Raw genomic sequence first — 19228 nt, 5'->3', positions numbered from 1 at the left:
CTCGCCGCGATCGTGCTTCACCCAGGGCGCATGATCGTCGGCGGGGAACTGTGCATCAGGAACGTTCCTCATCGAACGTTCCTGAGTGACGCAGGAACTTTCATCGCAGCGCAGCGCCATCATCGCGTGACGAAATTGCCGCAGAAAAGGAACTGCGGATGATCGCCGCTGTTCTCTCCGCATAAGCTTTCTGCTGAAGGAGAGGACAACAATGTTGATGAAATCGATCGCCGCCGGCCTTGCCGGCACCGCACTGCTTGCGACCGTTGCGTTCGCGCAAAACCCGACCGCCACCACCGACAAGGCAGCGCCCGCGGCCACCACCACCACCACCACCACAACGACGACGACTGCGTCGGGCGAGTGGCGTGCCTCGAAGATGTCGGGCCTGAAGATCTACAACGACGCCAACGAGAACATTGGCTCGATCAACGACCTGCTGATGGACAAGAGCGGCAACATCAAGATTGCCGTGATCGGCGTCGGCGGCTTCCTCGGCATGGGCGAGCATCTGGTCGCCGTCCCCTACGAGAAGCTGAAGTTCGTCAACGAGGCCGTCGCCTACACCGGCACGGGCGCGAAGCCTGCGGCGACCACGACCACCGGCGCTGCGACCGGCACCGAGAAGACCACGACGACGACGGCTACGACCGCCTCGTCCACGTCGAAATGGTATCCGGACCACGCCGTGTTCAATGCCAGCAAGGACGAGCTGAAGAACATGCCCGAGTTCAAGTACTCGGAGTAATGCTGCTCACGTGACGGCCGAAACGAAGCGCGCCCGGTTTTCACCGGGCGCGCTGTCGTGTCTTTCGTCTTTCACCTCTCCCCGCAAGCGGGGAGAGGGAGAAGACGTTCAGTGCGTCACCAGCGGGCAGCCACCCTTGTCGAGCGGACGGAAGGCTTCGTCGCCGGGGACGGTGGCGATCAGCTTGTAGAGGTCCCACTCGCCCTTGGACTCCTCCGGCTTCTTCACCTCGAACAGATACATGTCGTGCACCATGCGGCCGTCGATGCGGATCTTGCCGTTCCTGGCGAAGAAGTCGTTGACCGGCGTTTTGCGCATCTGCTCCATCACCTTCGGCGCCTCGTCGGTCTTGATGGCCTCGATCGCCTTCAGATAGTGCATGGTCGCCGAGTAGAGACCGGCCTGGATCATGGTCGGCATATGACCGACCTTCTCGTTGAACCGCTTCGAGAAGGCGCGCGTCTCCTCGTTCATGTCCCAGTAGAACGCGTCGGTGACGATCAGGCCTTGCGTCGCCTTGATGCCGAGCGAATGGGTGTCGGTGATCTCCTGGAGCAGCGCGATCATCTTCTGGCCACCCTGAACGAGACCGAATTCGGCCGCCTGCTTCAGCGCGTTGGTGGTATCGCCGCCGGCATTCGCCAGCGCGACCACCTTGGCCTTGGAGGCCTGGGCCTGCAGCAGGAAGGACGAGAAGTCCGAGGAATTGAGCGGATGGCGGACCTCGCCGAGCACCTTGCCGCCGCTCTCCTTGACCACGTTGGCGGCGTCGCGCTGCAGCGCCATGCCGAAGGCGTAGTCGGCGGTGACGAAGAACCAGGTGTCCTCGCCGCGCTTCACCATCGCCTTGCCGGCGACGTTCGACAGGGCATAGGTGTCGTAGGTCCAGTGCACGGTGTTGGGCGAGCAGGCGACGCCGGTGATGTCCGATGACCCGCCGCCGGAGTTGATGTTGATCTTGTTCTTCTCGCGCGTCAGCGCCGAGATCGGCAGTGCCACCGAGGATGTCGGCACGTCGAAGATCGCGTCGACCTTGTCGTTGTCGTACCAGTTGCGGGCGATGTTGACGCCGACGTCGGGCTTGTTCTGGTGATCGGCGGCGACCACCTGCACCGGCTTGCCCGCGACCTTGGCGCCGTAATCGGCAACCGCCATCTCGACGGCGGCGAGCGAGCCCTTGCCGGTCGCGTCCGCATAGAGGCTCGACATGTCCGTGAGCACGCCGATCTTGACGACATCGTCGGAAATCTGCGCCTGCGCCGCGCCTGACGAGGCGGCGAGAGCGAGGCCGGCCGCAACCGCGGCGATGAGTTTTTGCATATGTCTCTCCCTGTGTGTTGTTGTTGGGGCGTTGTTGCAGGGACAGTTCTAGCGACAATCGGTCGCGGCAGCTAAGCCAAAGATGCGTGAGGGGGTGGAGAAATAAGCAGGGCGCGGCGGTGTTTCCTTCGCCTCTCCCCGCATGCGGGGAGAGGCTGCAGCGCATCGAAGATGCGATGCGGGTGAGGGGGACTCCCTCAAGAAAGGCGAGACGATCGAGCGGCGCCGCGAAGCCGGCGTGTAGCACTACGCGATCGCGCCGGACAAGCAGATGGAGGTGCCGAACGTTGACAAGCATGCGGCGTAGACCAGCCCCCATTTGAACGGCACGTCATCACATCATGCCCCGCTTCGGAAACGAGCGGGTTTCGTTTCGCCCAATCATCGCAGCTCAAGTCTCTCGCCGGAGTTGTGGTCCCTCGGAGAAATGATCATAGTGACGATCCGCAACCCGAACAGCGGGCGGGCCAAAGTTTACCTTTAAACATTTCAGGTGAGGGGCAACATGTTTGATTTCAACGGCAATTCCGTCAACATTGGCAGCATCCCCGTCAATGTTGAAGTCGATGGCGTCCACGTCAGTGTTGAGAGCCTTCTAAAGATCTCGGGAAACTTCAATCCTGTCTCGTTCGCTGCGAGCACAGCTTTCAGTGTCTTTGCGTCGTTGTTCAATGCAGCAAAAGAACGCGCTCTACTCAGACAACAGATTGATCTGCTCAACGATATTCGTGACCGGCTCGACGCTCTAAATCAAACAGCTGCAGCAATCCTGCATGCTTTGAACGCCCTACCTGTGACCATTCAACACATCGTCCGCGACGAACGCCTGAACGATCATTATGCGCTGATCGAGTCAAACATGCAGAAGTTCGTCAGTAATTCTGCCCATCGCGTTTTCCCGCAGGATCTCGAGAAGATCCGGGACGAGTTCTTCGCACTCGCAGAGGCCGAAACGAGGATCAGCAACATTGCCAAGTTTGTTCACTACGTCGAGTTCATGAACTTTATCGATAAAGGCGAATACCAGGATTTCCTGCGCAGCTGCCTCCGCAAACGCATTGTGTTTCTTAATTTGCTCATGGATGATCTGGTCAAGAAATTCGCGACACGCTACTTCACTTTGACCAGCGAGCTCGCAAACAGCTACACCAATTTCACAACCCGTCCGATGGAAGTCGATAACCTCACAAATGAAGGCACCTACTTCAATGGTCTAATGCCCGCTCGCGCCAAGCTGCGCATCGGACAAGGAACAGGCCAATTTGACGATGTGCTGCTTGAGTATACCCCGTTCTCGAACGAAGAGGTGATGCAGCACCTGTCGAGCACGCACCTGACCTATGCGAGCAAACAGAACTTCAGCTTCGACATGCATGCCGCAATGCTTCGCTGCCGCGGTAGCGATAGCGACGATACAGAGTGCCGCACCTACCAAACCAGTTTGGGCGGAGGGTTCCAGGAATATCAGCGGCGCGAGCAACTGATGCGCGCTGCCTACGATGCTTTCAAGCACGCCGTGCCAGAAATAAACGAAGACATCGCCCGCTTCGCCGAGCTTGAACAGTTGAGGAATTCTCTGGAGAAGTGCGCCGCGTTTGACTACGCGGCCAAGCTCCGCGGCGCGAAAGATCATATCCGACGCAACTAGGGCGTGTACTCATAAATCGGGGACGCAGTGAAGTCCGCTATGCCTCTAATCGCGGCGCGAACGCGGACGTCGCAGGACTTCCGCGTTGGGCCGATGAACAGACTTCATTCGCTGCTGTTGGTCCGAAGTCGTTGGCAGGGAACGTCACCAAGGTCTCGCTTGCTCATGGCGTAAATGTTGCGAACAAATCGGTAATGTCGCGATACTCGACATGATAATTCCCATCCTGCCCGTCAACGGCAGGTTGCCCGGGTCCCAAGTCTGAAGGACTGGCACGCCTGTCACGCGCCGCTGCCCTTGAGCCGTTCGTTGCGACGGCGCAGGCCTTCCAGGGTGGCGAGGAGGATGACCGACACTGTGGTCAAAACCACCGCCGCTGCCGTGATGGTCGGACTGATGTTCTCGCGGATGCCGCTGAACATCTCGCGCGGCAGGGTGCGCTGCTCCGGACCTGCCATGAACAGCACGATCACCACCTCGTCGAAGCTGGTCGCGAAGGCGAACAGCGCACCTGACGCCAGGCCGGGCAGGATCAGCGGCAGGATCACGCGGCGGAACGCATAAAGCGGCGAGGCGCCGAGCGAGGCGGCGGCGCGTGCCAGATTGGTGTCGAAGCTTTGCAGCGTCGCGCCGACCGTGATCACCACAAAGGGCGTCGCCAGCGCGGTGTGGGCCAGGATCAGGCCGAGATAACTGCCGGTCAGTCCGATCGGCGCGAAGAAGAAATACAGGCCGACCGCGGTGATGACGCCGGGCACGACGACCGGCGACAGCACGAAAGCCAGCACGAGCGGTTTGAACCGGCTCTTCCACTGCGCCAGCCCCAGCGCGGCCAGCGTGCCAAGCACCATCGACAGCAGGGTTGAGGCGACGCCGATGATCATGCTGTTCTTCAGCGAATTCATCCAGCGCGGCGAATTGATGAAGTCGTCGTACCAGCGCAAGGAGAGGCCCGGCAGCGGATAGGTGAGGTACGAGCCCGAGCTGAAGGACAGCGGCATGATCGCAAGGATCGGCGCGATCAGGAAGATGAACACCAGCGTGGAGATGATGATGGTCGCGGTCCACGCGATGCGCTGGCTGGGCGTGCGGAGGGAAGAATGATCGCTCAATTCTTCATCCCTCCCGTGACTTGCTGTCCCTGCACCAGCTTGCCGTAGACGAGAGCGAGCAGAAGAGTGGCCAGCAGCAGCACCGCACCCAACGCCGAAGCAAGGCCCCAATTGGCCGTCTCGGTCGTGTAGAGCGCGATGAAGTAGCTGATCATCTGATCGGCGGCGCCGCCGACGAGGGCCGGCGTGATGTAGTAGCCGAGCGCCAGGATGAAGACGAGCAGGCTTCCCGCGCCGATGCCGGGCAGGGTCTGAGGCAGGTAGATCCGCAGGAAGGCAGTGGTCGGTGGCGCGCCGAGCGAGGCGGCGGCACGCATGTACGCAGGCGAGATCGCTTTCATGCTGCTGTACAGCGGCAGGATCATGAACGGCAGGAGAACGTGGGTCATGGCCACGCAGACACCGAAGCGGTTGTAGATCAGCCGCAACGGCTCGTCGATGATGCCAAGCCAGTGCAGGCTGTCGTTCACGACGCCCTTGCTCTGCAACAAGACGATCCAGGCGCAGGTGCGGACCAGAAGCGACGTCCAGAACGGCAGCAGGACGAAGATCATCAGCAGGTTCGACCGGCCCGGCGGCAGCGTTGCCAGTAGGTAAGCGACCGGGAAGCCGAGGATCAGGCAGAGTACCGTGACGCTGAAGCTGATGAGGAAGGTGCGGGCGAAGACGTTGCGGTAGATCGCCTGGTCTGATGCGGCCGCGACGATCGCACCATCGACGTTCCGCGTCAGGTCGAGCGCCGCCAGCAGATAGAATCCGGTCACCGGGCCACCGGCATCCTTGATCGTCGTCCAGGTGGCCCGTTCGCGCCAGGCCGGGTTGATCTTGCCCAGTGTCTCCCTGGCGGTGCCGGGCTCCGGCTGCGCCTTCAGATTACGTGCCGTGCTGGTCAGGATCGTACGAAAACCGTTCAGGGCGTAATTGAGCCGCTTGGCCGCGATGGCGATGATGCCGGAAGCGCGCGCCGCCAGGATGTCGCTTGCCAGCGCTGCAAAGGCCTTTTCATCCGGCAGGTCCTTGCCGTCCCAGTCGGCGAGAGCAGCGATGGTTTGCGGCAGAACCTGACGCACCTCGCGGTCATCGACCGCGCGCCACAGCATGCCGGCGATCGGGCCTGCGAAGGTGAAGAGCAGGAAGACGAGAAGCGGCAGCACCAGCGCCAATGCCTTGACCTGACGTGTCCGCTCCGCACGCCTCAATCGGCGCTTGAGCGGCACCTCGGTCAACGCATTGGCGCCGGTCAAGCGCGCATCCGTCATTGGTCGAGCCTTGGATCGAGCCTTGGATCGAATCTTGCGGGGCGCGTTATTTCGCGGCCCATTTGTTGAAGCGCTCGGTCAGGCGGTCGATGTTCTCGAGCCAGAAGCCAACGTTGATCTCGACCGCGTTCTTGATGTTGTCAGGCGCTGTCGGCAGGTCCTTGAGAACGGCGGGCGCGAGCAGGGCGGCTGCGTCCTTGTTCGAGGTGCCATAGGCGATGTTCTGCGACAGTTTTGACTGGTTCTCCGCCTTGCCTGCGAAGTCCAGGAACTTGTAGGCCGCGTCCTTGTTCGGGCTACCCTTCAGGATGACCCAGCTGTCGAGGGTGAAGAGCGCTCCGTCCCATACGATGCCAAAATTCTTCTTGTCGTTCTTGTTCGCGGTGTCGATGCGGCCATTGTAGACCGAGGTCATCGCCACCTCGCCGGAGGCGAGCAATTGCGGCGGCTGGGCGCCGGCCTTCCACCAGACGATGTCGCCCTTGATGGTGTCCAGCTTCTTGAACGCGCGCTCGACGCCCTCGTCGGTCGCCAGCACCTTGTAGACGTCCTTCGGTGCGACGCCGTCGGCCATGAGGGCGATCTCCAGCGTGGTCTTCGGGCCCTGACGCAAGGCGCGCTTGCCCGGAATCTTTTTGGTGTCGAAGAAGTCGGCCCAGCCGTTGGGGGCGTCCTTCAGCTTGTCCTTGTCGTAGCCGAGAACGAAATCGTAGAGGATGGCGCCGACGCCGCAGGGATTGACCGACGGCGGGATATAGGCGGCCTCGCCGCCGATTTTGGAATAATCCATCTTCTCGAACAGGCCTTCCTCGCAGCCGACCGCGAGTTCGTCGCTCTCGACCTGGACGAGGTCCCAGGTGGCGGCACCACCCTGCACCTTGGCGCGCAACACGCCGACGCCGCCGTCCCAGGACTCGTCGTTCATCGCGACGCCGGCTGCTTTCTTGAACGGCTCGAAATAGACCTTCTTCTGGGCATCCTGATAGGCGCCGCCCCACGACACGACGGTGAGGTCACGCGCCTGCGCGACCGTGGCCAGCGCGGCGCTGGCGCTGAACGCCACGGCGAACCCCAGAGCAATCTTGCCAGTCTTGCGCTTCAGCATGGTCCTTGTTCCTTCTTCATCTGCGTTGCGTTGAGCTTGATCGATGCCGGTCCGGATCAGACGGGATCGAGGGCCAGGCAGTCCTCGGGACGGAAGGTGATGAATACGCTTTCACCAGATCTTAGATTGCCATGTCTCAATCCGTCATGCGTCCCCGGCTGAAGCTTGACCATGAACTCCCCGTTGCCGGCGACATCGAGCACGGCAAGCGCGTGGTCGCCGAGATAGATGGTGTTCTGCACCTTGGCCGGCAGTCGGTTCGGTCCCTCGCTGGAGGTGCCGTCCGGGATGATGGCGATCCGCTCCGGCCGCACTGACAGGGAGGTCGACGCGCCCGCGCCCGATACATTGACCGCCCGTGCGGTCACGGCGCCGCCACCAGCCAGCGTGACGCGGCAATATTCCTTCTCGACCGTCTCGACGGTGCCGGACAGCACGTTGTTCTCACCGATGAAGTGAGCGACGAAGCTGTTCACCGGATGCTCATACAGCGCGTCGGGCCGGTCGATCTGCTGCACGATGCCGTCGTTGAACACGGCGATGCGATCCGACATGGTGAGCGCTTCGCTCTGATCGTGGGTGACGTAGACGACGGTGATGCCCATCGTCTCGTGCAGCTGCTTGATTTCCAGTTGCATCTGCTCCCGCAGGCGCTTGTCGAGGGCGCCAAGGGGTTCATCCATCAGTACGAGCTGCGGATTGAAAACCAGCGCGCGGGCCAGCGCCACGCGCTGCTGCTGACCGCCGGACAGCTGCCCGGGCCGCCGGTGCGCCAGGGTTTCCATCTTGATCATGCGCAACGCCGCGTTGACGCGCTCCTGCGCCTCGGCCTTGGCCGTGTTGCGAACGGATAGCGGGAAGGCAATATTCTCCGCGATCGTCAGGTGCGGGAACAAGGCATAGTTCTGGAACACCATGCCGATGTCGCGCTTATGCGGCGGCACGTTCTTGATCGGCCGTTCCGCGAGGTAGATTTCGCCATGGGTTGGAACCTCGAAGCCGGCCAGCATCATCAGCGTTGTCGTCTTGCCCGAGCCCGACGGGCCGAGCAGGGTGACGAACTCACCCTTCCTGATTTCGAGATCGAGGTTCTTCACCACGAGGTGCTCGCCATCGTAGGTCTTCTGAATGCCGGAAAAGCGCACCAGCGCCGGCGCAGGCGTGACCATGCCGGCTTCCATGTTGTCCTCGCGTTGTCCCCTGCAGTGCTGTCAGCACCTCGTTCGAGGTTGCGGGAAACAGCTTAGCATCCTCCGACGAGAATGCCAGCGGCGCAAGCGACGCGCGCGGGTCCGGCGCGTGAAGACGCACTACATCCCCGACAGCTTCGTCACGTAGACGTTCAGCGAGCCGCCGGCTTCCGCGACGATGCGCAGCGTCTTGGAATCGAAGGCGATGTCGGCGAGGGTCAGGCTGTCGATCTTGGCGTCGACCTTGAGGCCATCCTCGCTCTTCTGGTAGTCGGCGATCGCGGCCGCGATCTTCTCGCGCGCATTGGCGGCGATCGGCTTCAGATCGAGCGTCGCTTTCTGCACCAAGGCCTGCTGCATCTGCGGCACCACCGCGCGCGCGGCCGCGCCGAGCAGGCCGAAGGCGGCCTCGGACTCCACCGCGAGCTGGATGTCGGCGAGCCGCAGCGTCTGCTGCGCCTGGTCGAGCATCGGCCGGCCCCAGATGTGTACGGTCGCTTCGGCGCCGAGACCGAGCCAGCTCTTCTTCTCCTTAGCACGCACCAGCAGCGAGATCAGGAGACGATCGCCCGACGGGACCACGTTGACGCCTTTCACGGTGACGTCGACCGGGCCGGAGCCGTCCTCGGGATAGGTGTGGCCGACCATCTGCGCCGCGATCAGCTTGTTGATCTCGGTGAAGGGCACGTCGATCGGCACGCCGATGTTCACGCCGGTGCCGGTCGGCGGCACGATCGAGATCTTGTCGGGGAAGGGACAGTCCGGTTTGGTCGACGTCGAGGTCACGCGCGTCTCGAGCTCGAGACCGAGCAGCAGCGTCACGTTCTGCGCGTCGACGCGCGGCTGCGCCGCGATGGCACGGGTCGGTTTCATCTCGAGCCAGAGCGGCGGCAGCGCGGCCGAGGAGCCCGAGCCCTGCAGCGGGATCGAGCGGCAGGCCTTGGCCCATTGCAGCTTCGCATTGTCGCGCAGCGAGGGATCGTTGCGGATGCGCTCGGAGACGATGTTGATCTGCTCGCCGACATTCTTGTCGATCAGCGGCTTCACCTGCGCCGGCACGTTGACCTTGGCGCCGGAGACGTTGAGGTTGGTGTCGCCGAGATTGACCTGGGCGCCGAGATTTGGCTCGAGATGCCAGTTGGCCGCGAGCTTCGGGCGCGAGGTGACGACCACGTTGCCCTTGATCTCGGCGCTGGCGTTCAAATTCTTGATGTTGACCGCGCCGATCCGTTTCGCTGCGTCGCCGCCGAGCACGCTGCCCAGCGCGTCGCCAAGCGCGCCGGTGGCTTTCGACGACAGCGAGCCCGTCACGTTGAGCTTGCCGTTGAGCGGCGTCGAGATCGTCAGCACGTCCTTGTCGCCGGCAGCCGCCATCGGCCCGCGCACGGCGGACCAGCCGATGTCGGCATTCTCCAGGATCTGCGAGATTGGATTATCGGCCTTGCCGGCGAAATTGCGCGGCGCGGCTTTCTCGGCCTGTTCGCGGATCGCCGATATCGCGATCGCCACCGGCGCCACCACGATCGAGCTCTTCGCGACCGGCGGCAGCGGTGGCAATTGTGCGACCGGCGGCGCAGTCGTCGCCGCGCGCGGCGACAGCCAGTCCATCGCCTTCAGGCTGACGAAAAACGACGCCGCGAGCACCGCCACGGCGATCAGGATAGTCTTCAAGTTCAGCGTCAGTCGCATCAATCCCCCAAGCCGCCCAGGGCCGGAAGTCTACAGGGCAGGCGAGGGGGGCGCTAGAGCGCACCGGTGGGGTGGAATTGGGGCGAACAGATTAACGGTTGCGGCAGCATCGGTGCCGCGCATCCGTCATCGCGCACCTAGCTGCGCCTCGGGCGGCGAACCGCCCTCACATTGCCGCGATCGCCACCGCCGCAAAAGAAGCGGTCGCCGCCGTCGGACTCCAATCCTGACACCATCGTCCCGGCGGGCAGGTCGAGCTGCTCCAGCACCTTGCCGGTCTCGGGATCGATCCGCCGCAAATCGCTTTCCTCGCCCTCCCAGGTGCCATGCCAGAGCTCGCCGTCAACCCAGGTGACGCCGGTCACGAAGCGCTTGCTTTCGATGGTGCGGAGGATCTTTCCCGTCTCCGGATCGACCTGATGGATCTTGCGCTCGCGATACTGACCGACCCACAGCGAGCCCTCCGCCCAGGCCAATCCGGAATCGCCGCCGCCGCCCGGGGCCGGAATCGTGCTGATCACCTTGCCGGTGGCAGCGTCGATCTTCTGGATGCGATCCTCGGCGATCTGGAACAGGTGCCGGCCATCAAACGCCGTCCCCGCATGCGCGGCGACGTCGATGGAGCGTGCGATCCTGCCGTTGGCCGGATCGACCGCATTCAGCTTGTCGCCGGATGCGAACCAGACATGGGTGCCGTCATAGGTGACGCCATGCACGGCCTCGACACCCGCAAAAGGTCCGTACTCCCTGACGATCTCGGCGGCTGAACGCTTCATGTGCTTGATCCCTGTGATGTGATCCAATTTACGCCTTCAGGAGCGGTCCGGGGAGTAACAAGCCTGTCGGGAAACCCGGGACGGGCGGGGTCATCCAGCGCCGTGCCCGGCCGAGTCCGAACGATTGCACCTTGTTCGATCGCGCCAGCTCTTCGAGGGCCCGCTGCACCGTGCGCGCGCTCGTCCCCAGCGCCAGCGCGAGCGCCGAGCTCGACCAGGGCTCGCCGTCGGAGAGGAAGGCGAGCACCGCGGCGTGCTTCTCCTCGACGGGACGTGCCAGCACGAGCACGTCGCGCGTCTTGCGCGGCGCCAGCACGAAGCCTTGCTTCGTCGCGCTGATGTCGGCCAGCGGCTTGAGCTGGGTGCGGAGGCGCCCGATCTCGACGCGCAACCGCGCGCGATGCGATTCATCGGCGTGCTTCGCCCGGAACGCGCCTGATATCAGCGCCTCTCGCGAGACGTCGGCAGGCCATGCCTGCGCCAGGAGGCGGGCGAGCGCGAACAGCACCGGCCGCGTTCCGAGCGATACGACGCGGCCTTGCCTGCGCAGGGCATGATGAAAGGTGTCCACGACGAGCGCCGTCGAGGTCGCCAGTCTCTCGACCTCGCCGAGCAACAACGGGTGTTCGCTGCCGCGCGCGATCAGGCGCGCCGCCGGCGTGTCGAGGATCAGGTTCGCGCTGTCGACCTCGGCCACGAGCGCCGGGATCTTCGCCTGCCGCGCTGCGAGAGCCGCGCGGTTGAGCGCGGCGCGCGCATCTTTCGCTCTCAATCGTCTGATGGCGATGCCGGCGACCACGAGCTCGCGGACGACTTGCGATGCAGGCGGGAGCGGGGAGGGGCTGAGCTCGGCCAGCGTGCGCTCGGCTTCGTCGAGCTGCCCGACGAGGAGGAGGCGGCGCGCCTCGATGTGGCCCGCATGGGCTGCATTGGCGAGATCGCCGTGCTGTTCGAGCGTCGCGCGGGCCGCCGCGAGCGTTTTCACCGGCCAGCTCAGGTCGCGCGAGACGAGCGCGATCTCGGCTTCGGCCACCACGCATCTCGCGCGCGCCACCGCCTCTCTTGGACCGAACGCGCGCGCGGCACTCCGCAGCAGCGTCTTCGCTTTCGCGAGATCGCCGAGCTGCGCCATCGCGATGCCGCGTAGCGCCAGCGACGGTGCATCGTTGCGCAGCGCAACGCGGTTCAGCGCGCCGAGCGGATCGCCGGCCTCTAACGCGCGCGCGGCGGCCGTGATCAGCGAGTCCATTCAAATCCCGCCACACTTGTTACTCCCACCGCGCAACCGCTTGGTGCCAGAAATCGTTGACGACCGACAATGTGCGGCGAGGGTCGAGCGGTTCCGCGTCCGTCATAGCGCGACGCGGAAGGACCGCCCGGACAAGAGGAATGGAGAGCCATGATGACATCAGTAGACAACGCAGGAACTAACGGACAGGCCGCCATGCAAACACCGCCGGTGGTGTCGCCGCAGGACTGGGAGGCCGCCCGTCAGCAACTGCTCGTGAAGGAAAAGACGCATACCCGTGCCCGCGACGCCCTCGCCGCCGAGCGCCGGCGCATGCCGTGGATGGAAATCACCAAAACCTATGCGTTCGAGGGGCCCGGCGGCAAGATCAGTCTGGTGGATCTGTTCCAGGGCCGGCGGCAGCTGATCGTCTACCGGGCCTTCTTCGAGCCGGGCGTGCTCGGCTGGCCCGATCAAGCCTGCCGGGGCTGCTCCATGGTGGCCGACCAGGTCGCCCATGTCTCGCATCTGAACGCCCGCGACACCACGCTCGTGTTCGCCTCGCGCGCGCCCCAGGCCGACATCATCAGGCTGAAGCAGCGGATGGGCTGGACCATGCCCTGGGTCACCGTCACCGACAGTTTCGACGCCGATTTCGGCGTGGACGAATGGCACGGCACCAACGTGTTCTACCGCGACGGCGACCGCATCTTCCGCACCTATTTCGTCAAGAGCCGCGGCGACGAGCAGATGGGCGGCACCTGGAACTATCTCGACATCACGCCGCTCGGCCGGCAGGAGGTCTGGGAGGACTCGCCAAAGGGCTATCCGCAGACGCCAACCTACAAATGGTGGAACTGGCACGACAGCTACGCGGAAGGCGCTGCGCCCGACAAGAAATGGGTGGAGATCTCGACGGCCGGCGAGAAGGCTTTTCGCGAGGAGGCCGCGGAAGGCCGTGACTAGTCCCGCCAACGTGGCCACCGGCGCGAGCCGCGATGGCGTGGTGGCCGCACGCCACCTCGCCAGATGGCTGGCTCTGGCGGCAACGCCGACCTTCGCGATCATGGCCGTGTTGACGGCCGTGCTCGGCGGCCCGGCGGACATGCTGTGTGCCGCCGGGTACGGCTCCGTGCTGAGTGGGATGGTGCCGATGTATCTGCTGATGAGCGCGTTTCATTCGGCGGCCTGGCTGAGGCTGGTTTCGGAGCGGCGGGGCGCCATCCGGCGAGATACGGATGGCGTCAGTCATTGACCGCTGTCGTTGAGGAACAATGCCATCAGGATTTCGTCGTAGTATCGGTCGGCGTGCTTCAGTGCTTTCACCTCACGGCCGTATTCGACAAAGCCGGCAGCGGTGTAGAGGCGGATGGCGGCGGCGTTCTCGCTGACGACGGCCAGCTGAAGCTGTTCAACTTGCCCTGTGGCATGTGCCACGACCGCGTCGACAAGGCGCCGCGCCGCGCCGGATTTTCGCGCATGGGGCCGCACATACATGCCCCAGAGAAGAGCCTTGTGCTCGGTCTTCGCGCCGTCCTGCCGATGGAAGCCGGCAACGCCGACGAGCTCGTGCGCGACGAAGGCGCCGAAAACGTCCGACGCTGCAAGGCGCGCCTCGAACCAGGTGAGGGGCTTTTCCTGCTCGCGTGCGAACGTGCTGCCAAAAGCTTCGGGATGCGTTACGAGCGCTTCCAGCCTGATCGCACGGTAGAGAGCCGCGTCGGCGGGCGTGAGCAGTCTGATCATGGCTATAAGAGATGTGCCAGCGGTAGCGGCGCGCCGGCCTTCAGCGTCTGGATCGCAATGCTGCTGCGAACCTCCCGCACGATGGGCAGGTTGAGCAGCTTGTCGACGAGGAAGCGCTGGTAGTCCTCGAGCTCGGGCACGACGATTTCGAGGAGATAGTCGGCTTCGCCGGAGACGAGGTGGCAGGCAACGACCTCGGGCATCGCCACAACGGTCCGTTCGAAGCCCAGCGCCTGGTCGTTGGCATGGCCGTTGATCTTGACGCCGAGGAAGGCCGAGAAGCCGAGCCCGAGGCGGCCACGCCGCAAGGAGGCCCGGTAGCCGTCGATATAGCCGTCCCGCTCCAGCCGCCGCACTCGTCGCAGGCAGGGTGATGGCGACAATCCGATCTTGTCCGCCAGTTCGATGTTGCTCAGTCGTGCGTTGGCCTGGAGTTCGGTGACGATGCGCCGGTCGATCGCATCTAGTTCGCATTTTGGCATGAACCGCATCCTGTGGGATCGAGAAGGGCGCAATATTGCGCCCGAGCCGCCGAGACTAGCCCAGTTCGCAAGGACATGCCTTGGCTTTCCGTGAGATGGATTGCTCCGACTTTGCTGCTGATGGAGTGAGCCATGACCGAGAGCCCGAACCTTGCGCCTCTGCTGGAGGCCGTCGAACGTTACTTCACGCTGATGTACGACAGCGATGCTTCGCAGTTCGACCGCGTCTTTGCGCCGACTGCGCAACTCCACGGATTTCGCGACGCTGAATTGCGGATCCTGCCCGTTGGCGACTAGAGAGCGATGCTGGCTTCGACCCCGTCGCCCAAATCCAAGAATGCCCCGCGCCTTCAGGAGATATTGCTGATCGATCTGGCGTCGTCAGCGCAGGCACTGGTGAAGGTTCGCGTTCGGATCGATGTGCGCCAGTACGTTGATTATCTGGCGTATCACTGCATCGAGGGCACTTGGCTCATTACCGCGAAATCGTTCCATGTGGAGCGACGGTATGAGCCGACCGGCACGTAGCGCCTCCGCAATCTTATTGCCCGCCCACCGCCTGCAGATACGCGACCACCTTGGCCGCGTCCTCCGCGGAGACGCCGCCATAGGGCTGCATCTTGTTGCCGGACACGACCTCGTCCGGCTTGACCATGAAGCGGGTCAGCTTGTCCGGATCCCAGACGAAGCCGGCGTCCTTCATCGACGGGGAGTAGTTGTAGTTCGGCAGCGAGCCCGCCTTGCGTCCCACGACCTTGTTGAGATTGGGACCGAGGCGATTGTCGCCATCCTTCACCGAGTGGCAGGTGCGACAGGAATTGTTGAAGGCCTGCTGGGCCGCCTCGTCGTTCGCCGGCTGCTGGGCGAGCGACGAGGGCGCAGACAGGAGCAGCGTCAATGCGCCGGCACCTGCGATCGAGCGCAGCCATGGACCTGGCGACATTTGCAGGTGTGATCGCATCCGCGCCTCCGAACAGTGCTTCTCCAGGCGAGGCCGCCCGGAGAGCATGATGCAAACGAAAACGGCCCCGGTGGGTTCCGGGGCCGTTTGCGTCACAATGTCCTGTCGCGTTAGCGCGTCGCGGCGCCGAGGTCCGCGCGGCGTTCGGTCATCGGCAGCACGATCACCTTGGTGCCGACGTTGACGCGGGAGTAGAGGTCGGTGACGTCGTCGTTGGTCAGGCGGATGCAACCGGACGAGACGTGCTTGCCGATCGTGTCGGGGGCGTTAGTGCCGTGGATGCGGTAGATGGTGCCGCCGAGATACATGGCGCGGGCGCCGAGCGGATTGCCGGGGCCGCCGGCCATGTGGCGCGGCAGATAGGGCTGGCGGGCGATCATTTCCGGCGGCGGGGTCCAATCCGGCCACTCGGCCTTCTTGGTCACCGACTGCACGCCGGACCAGGTGAAGCCGTCGCGGCCGACGCCGATGCCGTAGCGAACGGCCTGGCCATTGCCGAGCACGTAATAGAGATAGGTGTTGGGCGTATCGATGATGATGGTGCCCGGCGCCTCGCGCGTCGCGTAGGAAACCGTCTGGCGGCGGAAGCGGGCCGGCATCTCGACCGCGTCCTGATCCTCGGACGGCGCGGCCTGGTAAGGCGTGGCCTGATAGGGCTGGTAAGGCTGCGGCGCGGCCATCGGCGGCAGCGGCTGGAAGAACGGGAAGAGCTGCACGGGCGCAGCCTTGGCCGGACCGGCAAATGCGATTGCGGAGATCGCGATGGCGCCGAGCGCAACGGCGCGCGAATACGTCTTGAACGTGTCCAGATTGATCATTGATCGCCCCTGTTTGATCGGTGTTTCTTGACCACCGCGGCACCGTTTCGGTGCTCCGTTGCCCAAATCACTAACGACAAAACGTTTCGGGAGCTTTGCGCGGAAAACCGAAAACGGTTTCATGGCGGAAAGGATTTGTTTCATGACGGTTTCGTGGCGGCGCGGACCCGTTAACCAACAAAACAGCGGGCCGACACTTCTGTGACGTCACACGCCTGAAATATCCGTGGTTGATGGTCCTAAGCCGAGAATCATCAAACTCTCGGGATTTCCCCATGCGGGTATTAATCGCGACTGACGCCTGGCATCCGCAGGTTAACGGTGTGGTCCGGACGCTGACCTCGCTGGCGAACGCGGCCAAGGCGCTCGACGTCGAGATCGACTTCCTCACCCCGGACGGCTTTCGGTCCTGGCCGCTGCCGACCTATCCGGGCCTGCGCATCGCGCTGCCGAGCGGCAAGGAGATCGCGCGGCGGATCGAGAAGGCGGCGCCGGAAGCCTTGCACATCGCGACCGAGGGGCCGATCGGCTGGGCCGCGCGCGCCTATTGCCGCCGCAACCGCCTTGCCTTCACCACCTCCTACACGACGCGCTTTCCCGAATACGTCTCGGTGCGGACCGGTATCCCTGATGCCGTCGGCTATGCCGTGCTGCGCCACTTCCACGACGCTGCCGCCATGACCATGGTGGCGACGCCTTCGCTGCGGCAGGAGCTCTCCGAACGCGGCTTCAAGCGACTCGGCTTCTGGACACGCGGCGTCAACACCGAGCTGTTCCATCCAGACAGTCCGGCCAAGCTCGACCTGCCGGGTCCGATCTTCATGACCATGGGCCGCGTCGCCGTGGAGAAGAATCTCGAAGCGTTCCTCTCGCTCGACCTGCCCGGCACCAAGGTCGTCGTCGGCGACGGCCCGCAGAAGGCGGCGCTCGAAAAGAAATATCCGGATGCCGTCTTCCTCGGCGAGAAGAAGGGCGCGGATCTGACCGCGCATCTCGCCGCCGCCGATGTCTTCGTCTTCCCGAGCCTGACCGACACGTTCGGTGTGGTGCAACTCGAGGCGCTCGCCTGCGGCACGCCGGTGGCGGCGTTTCCGGTGACGGGCCCCAAGGACGTCATCGCCGATCATCCGATCGGCGCGATCGACCATGATCTGCGTACCGCGTGCCTCCGCGCGCTCACCATGTCGCGCGAGACCTGCCGTAACTTCGCGCTGGAGCGTTCCTGGGAAAACAGCGCGCGGCAGTTCGTCGGAAACCTCACCTCACTTCAGCCCAGCCGCATCCTGCGCGCCTCGCCGGTCATGGCGCGGCGGCCGGTGCGCGGCTGATCTGCAACGTTTGACCCACAGCGAGAACCTCATCGATGGCTAAGATCATGAACCTTGACGGTACCCAGCAGCTCGACCTCACCCGTGGCACGGTTGAGCAGGCCTATGACCGCTGGGCGCCCGTCTACGATCTCGTGTTCGGCGGCGTGTTCGCCAAGGGCCGGCAGGCCGCGATCGCGGCCACCAACAAGATCGGGGGCCGTGTGCTCGAGGTCGGCGTCGGCACCGGCATCTCGCTGCCGCTCTACGCGCCGCATCTGCGCATCTTCGGCACCGACATTTCGGAAGCGATGCTCGACAAGGCGCGCCAGCGCGTCACCGAGGGCAATCTGAAGAATGTCGAGGGCCTCGCGGTGATGGACGCCGAGAAGCTCGAATTCCCCGACAATTCCTTCGACGTCGTGATGGCGCAATATGTCGTCACCGCCGTGCCGAACCCGGAAGTGGCGCTCGACGAATTCGCCCGCGTGCTGCGCCCGGGCGGCGAGCTGATCATCCTCACCCGCGTCAGCGCCGATACCGGCATGCGCCGCTTCATCGAGCAGAAGCTCCAGCCGGTGGTGCGTCCGCTCGGCTTCCGCACCGCCGAGTTCGCCTGGTCGCGTTATGCGAAGTGGCTCTCCGGTGCCAAGGGCATCGAGCTCGCCGAGCGCCGCCTGATTCCGCCGCTCGGCCATTTCTCGCTGGTGCGCTTCCGCAAGGTCGACGTCGCCAAAGCAGCCTAAGTTGGGCTGTGTGAGCGGCGGCTCAAGCCGCCGCTCACGCGTTCGCGTGCGTCATCGCGCCGCTGCACATCGTCACATGACAAAATGATGATGTCACACGGCCTACATCGAATCCCTGTAAATCCTGAACCCGAAAGCATTTTGGGGGAGAGCATGATCAAGAATTATCTCGAGCAGCTGCGGATCCAGCGCTGGGACGACCATCGCTACTATCACCACAGCCGCATCAATCAGAGCCTGCACTTCGTCAGCGCGCTGAGCTTTCTCTTCGCCTATGTCTGGCTGTTCGTCGATCCCATGATCTCGGCGCTGGTCGGCTGGCTGGTGTCGATGACCTCGCGCCAGGCCGGTCACTTCTTCTTCGAGCCGCACGATTACGACCACATCAACCAGGCGACGCACGAGTACAAGGAGGACATCAAGGTCGGCTACAACCTTCAGCGCAAGGTGGTGCTGATGGCGATCTGGGCGCTGTCGCCGCTGGTGCTGGTTGTCGATCCGACGCTGTTCGGCCTGTTCACGCCCTGGGCGAGCGCGACCGATTTCATGCGGCAGGTCGCCAAGATCTGGCTCGTGATCGGCGGCGGTGGTCTGTTGTTCCGCACCGTCCACCTGTTCTTCATCCGCGACATCGAGACCGGCTTGGTCTGGATGACCAAGATCCTGACCGATCCCTTCCACGACCTGATGCTCTATCGTAGCGCGCCGCTCGCTTTGATGCGCGGCGAGCTGATGGATCCCGGCCTGCACCTCAACCCCGAGCACACGCTGGGCCTCATCTCCGAGCCCACGCTCGAAGAGCAGCACGCCTGAGCGCGCTGTTCTCACACAACACTCCGATGTCTGATGGTTGCGTCATGCCCGGCCTCGTGCCGGGCATCCACGTCTTGGGGATACCTTTAAAGTGACTCAGCGGAGCCCAGCGCTCTCTTCACCTCACCCCGCTTGCGGGGAGAGGTCGGATTTGCGCGTAGCGCAAAGCCGGGTGAGGGGGGCTCTCCGCGGGGGGACTGCTAGTGGATCGTTGATCAACTCTCACCGCATGCGCGGAGACTCCCCCTCACCCCGACCCTCTCAGCGCGAGCGTAGCTCG

The 19228-nt window shown here is 63.8% G+C and carries 19 protein-coding genes and 1 pseudogene; 8 read left to right on the top strand and 12 right to left on the bottom strand.

The features are described from left to right. The first annotated feature begins 211 nt into the window (after window positions 1–211). Window positions 212–748, top strand: a complete 537-nt coding sequence (locus AB7535_RS27800; protein WP_135214816.1) for a PRC-barrel domain-containing protein — start codon at window positions 212–214, stop codon at window positions 746–748. A gap of 108 nt (window positions 749–856) precedes the next feature. On the opposite strand, the gene AB7535_RS27795 is transcribed toward AB7535_RS27800, so the two are convergent. Continuing rightward, entirely contained in the window at window positions 857–2068 is a 1212-nt protein-coding gene (locus AB7535_RS27795) for an ABC transporter substrate-binding protein (protein ID WP_085405136.1), read from the bottom strand. Between the two features lie 505 nt (window positions 2069–2573). On the opposite strand from AB7535_RS27795, the gene AB7535_RS27790 reads away from it, so the two are divergent. Further along, window positions 2574–3716 carry a hypothetical protein gene (locus AB7535_RS27790; protein ID WP_354077944.1) on the top strand — a complete coding sequence of 381 codons (1143 nt, stop codon included), beginning with the start codon at window positions 2574–2576 and terminating at the stop codon, window positions 3714–3716. A gap of 281 nt (window positions 3717–3997) precedes the next feature. On the opposite strand, the gene AB7535_RS27785 is transcribed toward AB7535_RS27790, so the two are convergent. The 7 genes from AB7535_RS27785 to AB7535_RS27755 form a co-directional block, all read right to left on the bottom strand. After that, window positions 3998–4828: an ABC transporter permease gene (locus AB7535_RS27785; protein WP_085405134.1), complete on the bottom strand. Its 831-nt coding sequence runs from the start codon at window positions 4826–4828 to the stop codon at window positions 3998–4000. Beyond that, the gene (locus AB7535_RS27780) at window positions 4825–6087 is read right to left on the bottom strand and encodes an ABC transporter permease (RefSeq protein WP_085405133.1); all 1263 of its coding nucleotides are present in this window, start codon (window positions 6085–6087) and stop codon (window positions 4825–4827) included. The genes AB7535_RS27785 and AB7535_RS27780 overlap by 4 nt, the downstream gene beginning before the upstream one ends. Window positions 6088–6133: 46 nt before the next feature. Further along, entirely contained in the window at window positions 6134–7192 is a 1059-nt protein-coding gene (locus AB7535_RS27775; RefSeq protein ID WP_071910318.1) for an ABC transporter substrate-binding protein, read from the bottom strand. A 56-nt stretch (window positions 7193–7248) separates the two neighbouring features. Beyond that, the gene (locus tag AB7535_RS27770; protein ID WP_085405132.1) at window positions 7249–8373 is read right to left on the bottom strand and encodes an ABC transporter ATP-binding protein; all 1125 of its coding nucleotides are present in this window, start codon (window positions 8371–8373) and stop codon (window positions 7249–7251) included. 129 nt (window positions 8374–8502) lie between these two features. Then, window positions 8503–10071, bottom strand: coding sequence for a DUF4403 family protein (locus AB7535_RS27765; RefSeq protein ID WP_085405131.1), 1569 nt, complete (start codon window positions 10069–10071; stop codon window positions 8503–8505). Between the two features lie 137 nt (window positions 10072–10208). Then, window positions 10209–10847, bottom strand: a complete 639-nt coding sequence (locus tag AB7535_RS27760) for a Vgb family protein (protein WP_085405315.1) — start codon at window positions 10845–10847, stop codon at window positions 10209–10211. A 28-nt stretch (window positions 10848–10875) separates the two neighbouring features. Beyond that, window positions 10876–12096 carry a helix-turn-helix domain-containing protein gene (locus tag AB7535_RS27755; RefSeq protein ID WP_085405130.1) on the bottom strand — a complete coding sequence of 407 codons (1221 nt, stop codon included), beginning with the start codon at window positions 12094–12096 and terminating at the stop codon, window positions 10876–10878. 150 nt (window positions 12097–12246) lie between these two features. Between AB7535_RS27755 and AB7535_RS27750 the strand changes: the two genes are divergently transcribed. Continuing rightward, complete coding sequence (locus tag AB7535_RS27750; RefSeq protein WP_085405129.1) at window positions 12247–13041, top strand: DUF899 domain-containing protein; 795 nt, start codon at window positions 12247–12249, stop codon at window positions 13039–13041. Continuing rightward, window positions 13034–13330 (top strand): hypothetical protein, encoded by a 297-nt coding sequence (locus AB7535_RS27745; RefSeq protein WP_085405128.1) that lies wholly within the window; start codon window positions 13034–13036, stop codon window positions 13328–13330. Before AB7535_RS27750 ends, AB7535_RS27745 begins: the two co-directional genes overlap by 8 nt. On the opposite strand, the gene AB7535_RS27740 is transcribed toward AB7535_RS27745, so the two are convergent. Together AB7535_RS27740 and AB7535_RS27735 are read right to left on the bottom strand one after the other, a co-directional pair. Beyond that, window positions 13324–13821: a GNAT family N-acetyltransferase gene (locus tag AB7535_RS27740; RefSeq protein ID WP_085405127.1), complete on the bottom strand. Its 498-nt coding sequence runs from the start codon at window positions 13819–13821 to the stop codon at window positions 13324–13326. The genes AB7535_RS27745 and AB7535_RS27740 overlap by 7 nt on opposite strands. 2 nt (window positions 13822–13823) lie before the next feature. Next, a complete protein-coding gene (locus AB7535_RS27735) occupies window positions 13824–14303 on the bottom strand; it encodes an Lrp/AsnC family transcriptional regulator (protein ID WP_085405314.1) in 480 nt (159 codons plus the stop codon). Window positions 14304–14435: 132 nt separating this feature from the next. On the opposite strand from AB7535_RS27735, the pseudogene AB7535_RS27730 reads away from it, so the two are divergent. Then, a pseudogene (locus AB7535_RS27730) lies at window positions 14436–14831 on the top strand (nuclear transport factor 2 family protein). Between the two features lie 13 nt (window positions 14832–14844). Here AB7535_RS27730 and AB7535_RS27725 read toward each other — a convergent pair. Continuing rightward, window positions 14845–15264, bottom strand: a complete 420-nt coding sequence (locus tag AB7535_RS27725; protein WP_085405126.1) for a c-type cytochrome — start codon at window positions 15262–15264, stop codon at window positions 14845–14847. A 110-nt stretch (window positions 15265–15374) separates the two neighbouring features. Next, entirely contained in the window at window positions 15375–16082 is a 708-nt protein-coding gene (locus AB7535_RS27720) for a L,D-transpeptidase (RefSeq protein WP_439037387.1), read from the bottom strand. 275 nt (window positions 16083–16357) lie between these two features. Here AB7535_RS27720 and AB7535_RS27715 point away from each other — a divergent pair, with 275 nt between their 5' ends. From AB7535_RS27715 to AB7535_RS27705, 3 genes are all read left to right on the top strand, one after another. Further along, the gene (locus AB7535_RS27715) at window positions 16358–17410 is read left to right on the top strand and encodes a glycosyltransferase family 4 protein (protein ID WP_085405124.1); all 1053 of its coding nucleotides are present in this window, start codon (window positions 16358–16360) and stop codon (window positions 17408–17410) included. A 35-nt stretch (window positions 17411–17445) separates the two neighbouring features. Then, window positions 17446–18135 (top strand): class I SAM-dependent methyltransferase, encoded by a 690-nt coding sequence (locus tag AB7535_RS27710; RefSeq protein WP_063981512.1) that lies wholly within the window; start codon window positions 17446–17448, stop codon window positions 18133–18135. A gap of 153 nt (window positions 18136–18288) precedes the next feature. Next, window positions 18289–18948 (top strand): hypothetical protein, encoded by a 660-nt coding sequence (locus tag AB7535_RS27705; RefSeq protein ID WP_085405123.1) that lies wholly within the window; start codon window positions 18289–18291, stop codon window positions 18946–18948. The last annotated feature ends 280 nt before the right edge of the window (window positions 18949–19228 follow it).

It is taken from the genome of Bradyrhizobium sp. 956_D2_N1_4 (assembly GCF_052076025.1).
In the GTDB taxonomy this organism is placed as follows: Bacteria; Pseudomonadota; Alphaproteobacteria; order Rhizobiales; family Xanthobacteraceae; genus Bradyrhizobium; species Bradyrhizobium barranii.
This window is presented reverse-complemented; position numbering and strand designations above follow the sequence as displayed.

What these genes read in the sequence shown, in the direction of transcription:
- AB7535_RS27800 (WP_135214816.1), top strand. Translation starts at nt 212, where the DNA reads ATGTTGATGAAATCGATCGCCGCCGGCCTTGCCGGCACCGCACTGCTT.
- AB7535_RS27795 (WP_085405136.1), bottom strand. Translation starts at nt 2,068, where the DNA reads ATGCAAAAACTCATCGCCGCGGTTGCGGCCGGCCTCGCTCTCGCCGCC.
- AB7535_RS27790 (WP_354077944.1), top strand. Translation starts at nt 2,574, where the DNA reads ATGTTTGATTTCAACGGCAATTCCGTCAACATTGGCAGCATCCCCGTC.
- AB7535_RS27780 (WP_085405133.1), bottom strand. Translation starts at nt 6,087, where the DNA reads ATGACGGATGCGCGCTTGACCGGCGCCAATGCGTTGACCGAGGTGCCG.
- AB7535_RS27775 (WP_071910318.1), bottom strand. Translation starts at nt 7,192, where the DNA reads ATGCTGAAGCGCAAGACTGGCAAGATTGCTCTGGGGTTCGCCGTGGCG.
- AB7535_RS27770 (WP_085405132.1), bottom strand. Translation starts at nt 8,373, where the DNA reads ATGGAAGCCGGCATGGTCACGCCTGCGCCGGCGCTGGTGCGCTTTTCC.
- AB7535_RS27765 (WP_085405131.1), bottom strand. Translation starts at nt 10,071, where the DNA reads ATGCGACTGACGCTGAACTTGAAGACTATCCTGATCGCCGTGGCGGTG.
- AB7535_RS27760 (WP_085405315.1), bottom strand. Translation starts at nt 10,847, where the DNA reads ATGAAGCGTTCAGCCGCCGAGATCGTCAGGGAGTACGGACCTTTTGCG.
- AB7535_RS27755 (WP_085405130.1), bottom strand. Translation starts at nt 12,096, where the DNA reads ATGGACTCGCTGATCACGGCCGCCGCGCGCGCGTTAGAGGCCGGCGAT.
- AB7535_RS27750 (WP_085405129.1), top strand. Translation starts at nt 12,247, where the DNA reads ATGATGACATCAGTAGACAACGCAGGAACTAACGGACAGGCCGCCATG.
- AB7535_RS27740 (WP_085405127.1), bottom strand. Translation starts at nt 13,821, where the DNA reads ATGATCAGACTGCTCACGCCCGCCGACGCGGCTCTCTACCGTGCGATC.
- AB7535_RS27735 (WP_085405314.1), bottom strand. Translation starts at nt 14,303, where the DNA reads ATGCCAAAATGCGAACTAGATGCGATCGACCGGCGCATCGTCACCGAA.
- AB7535_RS27725 (WP_085405126.1), bottom strand. Translation starts at nt 15,264, where the DNA reads ATGCGATCACACCTGCAAATGTCGCCAGGTCCATGGCTGCGCTCGATC.
- AB7535_RS27720 (WP_439037387.1), bottom strand. Translation starts at nt 16,082, where the DNA reads ATGATCAATCTGGACACGTTCAAGACGTATTCGCGCGCCGTTGCGCTC.
- AB7535_RS27715 (WP_085405124.1), top strand. Translation starts at nt 16,358, where the DNA reads ATGCGGGTATTAATCGCGACTGACGCCTGGCATCCGCAGGTTAACGGT.
- AB7535_RS27710 (WP_063981512.1), top strand. Translation starts at nt 17,446, where the DNA reads ATGGCTAAGATCATGAACCTTGACGGTACCCAGCAGCTCGACCTCACC.
- AB7535_RS27705 (WP_085405123.1), top strand. Translation starts at nt 18,289, where the DNA reads ATGATCAAGAATTATCTCGAGCAGCTGCGGATCCAGCGCTGGGACGAC.